Below are 4,413 nucleotides of genomic sequence, written 5' to 3' on the forward strand. Positions count from 1 at the left end.
GCAAGGAGCTGCCGGAGTACATGGTGCCGTCGGCCATCTGCGTCCTGGACGCACTGCCGCTCAGCGCGAACGGCAAGCTCGACCGCAAGGCATTGCCTGCGCCCGAGGTGCTTCGCTCGGAGCGTGGGTACGAAGCCCCTCGCACGGAGACGGAAGCGAAGCTGGCGGGCATCTGGTCCGAAGTGCTGCACGTCCCTCGGGTGGGCGTGAAGGATGACTTCTTCGCGCTGGGTGGGCACTCGCTGCTGGCGACCCAGGTGGCATCGCGGATCCGCGCGGAGCTGGGCGCGGAGCTGCCGCTGCGCGCGCTGTTCGAAGCACCCACTGTGGAGGCCCTGGCCCAGCAGGTGGAGAAGGCGGGCCGGGCCCATGCTTCGACGCTGGCGCACGTGGCCGTGGACGCGGCGCCGCCGCTGTCGTTCGCGCAGCAGCGGCTGTGGTTCATCGATCAGTTGGACCCGGGCACGGCGCTCTACAACGTGCCCGTCGCGGTGCGGCTGGAGGGCGCGCTGGACGTGGACGCCCTGGAGCGGTCGCTGCACGAAGTCGTGCGCCGGCACGAGTCCCTGCGCACCACGTTCGCGGAGCAGGATGGCCAGGCCATCCAGGTGATCCATTCGTCCCTGCCCCCGGTGCTGGAGCGGGTGGAGCTGCGGACCTTCGAGGAAGCCGACCGCGAGGCGGAGACCCGCCGGCAGGTCGAGCAGGAGATGATGCGTCCCTTCGACCTGGGGCGTGGGCCGTTGCTCCGCACGCGGCTGTTCGCGCTCGGGGCGCGCGAGCATGTCCTCGTGGTGACGATGCACCACATCGTGTCGGACGGCTGGTCGCTGGGCGTGCTGGTGCGCGAGGTGGGCGCGCTGTACGCGGCCTTCTCCCTGGGCCGCCCGTCGCCCCTGCCGGAGTTGCCGGTGCAGTACTCGCGCTACGCCGCATGGCAGCGCGGCTGGCTCCAGGGAGACGCGCTGGCGCGGCAGGTTGGCTACTGGAAACAGAAGCTCGCGGGGGCGCCGCCGGTGCTGGAGCTGCCCACGGACCGTGCGCGGCCAGCCGAGCGAGGCATCGCGGGGGCGGCGTACACCTTCACCCTTCCCCGCGCGCTCGGCGAGGGCCTCAAGGCCCTGGCTCAGCGTGAAGGGGCGTCGCTGTACATGGTGCTGCTCGCCAGCTGGCAGGTGCTGATGGCGCGCTACTCCGGGCAGACGGACATCAGCGTGGGTTCGCCCATCGCGGGCCGGACGCGCTCGGAGCTGGAAGGGCTCATTGGCTTCTTCGTCAACACGCTGGTGCTGCGCGCGAACGTCGAGGGCCGCCTGACCTTCCGCGAGCTGCTCGCGCAGGTGCGAGAGACGGTGCTGGATGCATACGAGCACCAGGAGGTGCCGTTCGAGAAGCTGGTGGAGGCCTTGCAGCCGGAGCGCAGCCTCAGCCACACGCCGCTCTTCCAGACGATGCTGTCCCTCCAGAACATGCCGATGGGAGAGCTGCGGCTGCCGGACCTGGCGCTCAAGCCGGTGGAAGCGGAGAGCCCCATCGCGAAGTTCGACCTCAGCGTGACGCTCATGGAGCTGCCGCGCGGGTTCACGGGCGTGCTGGAGTACAGCACGGAGCTGTTCGACGCGGGCACCGTCCAGCGGATGGTGTCGCACCTGCTCACGCTCCTCGAAGGAGCCGTGGAGCGCCCGGACACGCGTGTATCCCGTCTGCCCCTGCTGCCCGCCGCCGAGCGCGCGCAGGTGGTCTCCGCATGGAATGACACGGGCCGGGCCATCGCCTGGGACGGGTGCTTGCATGAGCGCGTGGAGACGCATGCGTCGCTCGCTCCGGACGCGCTCGCCGTGCTGGATGGCGAGCACCGCTTGGACTTCGCCCAGCTCAACGCGCGCGCCAACCAGCTCGCCCACTGGCTGCGCCAGCGCGGGGTGGGCCCGGAGGTGCGCGTGGCGCTCTTCCTGGAGCGCTCGGTGGAGATGATGGTCGCCACGCTGGGGGTGCTGAAGGCCGGCGGCGCCTACGTGCCGCTGGATCCCGCGTGGCCATCCGAACGGCTGGGCTGGCTGGCGAAGGACTGTGGCGCGCGCTGGGTGCTCACCCAGCAGCGGCTCGCCGCGCAGCTCCCGGAGGGACTGGAGGTCCTGTGCCTGGACGACGCGGGCCCCCATGAGGAGCTGGCGCGGCAGTCGCGGGAGAACCCGTCCCGCGTGAGCCTCCCGACGCATCTGGCGTACGTCATCTACACGTCGGGCAGCACCGGGCGTCCCAAGGGCGTCATGGTGCAGCACGCGTCGATGATGAACCTGCACGCCGCGCACCGGGCGACGACGTTCGCGGATGTCTCCGCTCCGGTGCGGGTGAGCTTCAACGCGCCGCTGGCGTTCGACGCGTCGGTGCAGCAGTTGGTGCAGCTCGCGGACGGCCATGCGCTGTGCATCGTGCCGGCCGACGTGCGCGAGGACGTGGCCCGCACGGCGGCGTGGTTGGAGGCGCAGGAGGTGGACGTGCTCGACTGCACGCCAGCGCACCTGCGCCTGTTGCTGGACGAGGGGCTGGGGACGCGCCGGCCCATGCGCGTCCTCGTGGGCGGCGAGGCGGTGGACGACGCGCTGTGGGCACGGCTCGCGGCGCTCCCGAGCCTCAAGGCCTTCAACGTGTATGGCCCCACGGAGTGCACGGTGGACGTCACCGCGCGCCCCATCGTCGCGGACACGGTGAGGCCGGTGCTGGGCCGGCCCCTGGCAAACATGCAGTGCTATGTCCTGGACCCCGAACTGCAGCCGGTGCCGGTAGGCGTACCGGGTGAGCTGTTCGTGGGGGGAGCGGGGCTCGCGCGCGGCTACCTGGAGCGGCCAGAGCTGTCCGCGGAGCGCTTCATTCCGGATGGCATGGGCGCGCAGCCCGGCGGAAGGCTGTACCGCACGGGTGACCGGGTCCGATGGTTGGCCACCGGCGAACTGGAGTACCTGGGCCGCCTGGACTTCCAGGTGAAGGTGCGTGGCTTCCGCATCGAGCTGGGCGAAGTCGAAACCGCGCTCGCGCAGCAGCCGGGCGTGAGCGAAGCGGTGGTGCTGGTGCGCGGCGATGGCGCGAACAAGCGGCTCATCGGTTACGCGGTGGCGAAGGAGGGCCACTCGCTGGCGGTGGACACGCTCCGAGCGGGGCTGCGCCAGGGGATGCCCGAATACATGATCCCCGCGGCGCTGGTGCTGCTGGACGCGCTGCCGCTGAACGCGAACGGCAAGGTGGACCGCAGGGCGCTGCCGGAGCCGGAGGCCGCCCGGGCGGGAGACGCGTCAGTGGCCCCGCGCACCCGGATGGAGGCGAAGCTCGCGTCCGTCTGGGCGGAGGTGCTGCGAGTCCCGCGAGTGGGAGTGACGGACAACTTCTTCGCGCTGGGAGGGCATTCGCTGCTGGCGACACAAGTGGTGTCGCGCATCCGCACGTCGTTGGGCGTGGAGATGCCGCTGCGGCTGTTGTTCGAGGCGCCCACGGTGGAGGCGCTGGCGCTCCGGCTCTCGCGGCTGCAGCGCTCCGGAGTGCCCGTGTTGACCGCCGGCATCCGTCCGGCATCGCTACCGCTGTCGTTCGCGCAGCAGCGGCTGTGGTTCATCGATCAGCTGGACCCCGGCAGCTCGCTCTACAACGTGCCGGTGGCGGTGCGCCTGCGGGGCGAGTTGAACGCGGAGGCGTTGAAGCAGGCACTGCAGGAGGTCGTGCGCCGTCATGAAGCCCTGCGCACCACGTTCGAGGAGGAGTCGGGTCAGCCGGTCCAGCGCATCCACACGTCGGTGGAGGTGCCGCTGGCGACCGTGGACCTGGAGTCGTCCGGGGCGGAGCGGGAGGAGGAGGCGCGGCGCCAGACGCAGGTGGAGATGGCCCGGCCCTTCGACCTGACGCGGGGGCCGCTCCTGCGGGCCCTGCTGCTGCGCGTGGACGCGCGCGACCACGTGCTCGTCGTCACGATGCACCATGCCGTCTCCGACGGCTGGTCCGTGGGAGTCTTGCTCCGGGAGTTGGTCACGATGTACGGCGCGCTGGCACAGGGGCAGGAGTGGACCCTGCCTCCGTTGCCGGTGCAGTACGCGGACTACGCGGCATGGCAGCGTGGCTGGTTGCAGGGCGCGACGCTCCAGCGCGAGGTGGACCATTGGAAGCGGTCGCTCACGGGAGCGCCGCCCGTGCTGGAGCTGCCGACGGACCGTCCGCGTCCGGCGGTGCGCACGCAGTCGGGGACGACGCTGGGCTTCATGCTGCCCCTGGAGCTGTCACAGGCGTTGATCGCGCTGGCCCAGCGGGAAGGCGCGTCGCTGTACATGGTGTTGCTGGCGGGGTGGCAGGTGTTGCTGTCGCGCTACTCGGGGCAGGGCGACATCAGCGTGGGTTCGCCCATCGCGGGCCGCACGAGAGCGGAGGTGG

Annotated in this window: 1 protein-coding gene; it reads left to right on the plus strand. The window is 71.2% G+C overall.

From position 1 onward, the window contains the following. A partial coding sequence (locus GTY96_RS36925; protein WP_161667156.1) for a non-ribosomal peptide synthetase occupies positions 1-4,413 on the plus strand: 4,413 nt, incomplete at both ends.

Origin of the sequence: Corallococcus silvisoli (genome assembly GCF_009909145.1) — a bacterium.
GTDB classification, from domain to species: domain Bacteria; phylum Myxococcota; class Myxococcia; order Myxococcales; family Myxococcaceae; genus Corallococcus; species Corallococcus silvisoli.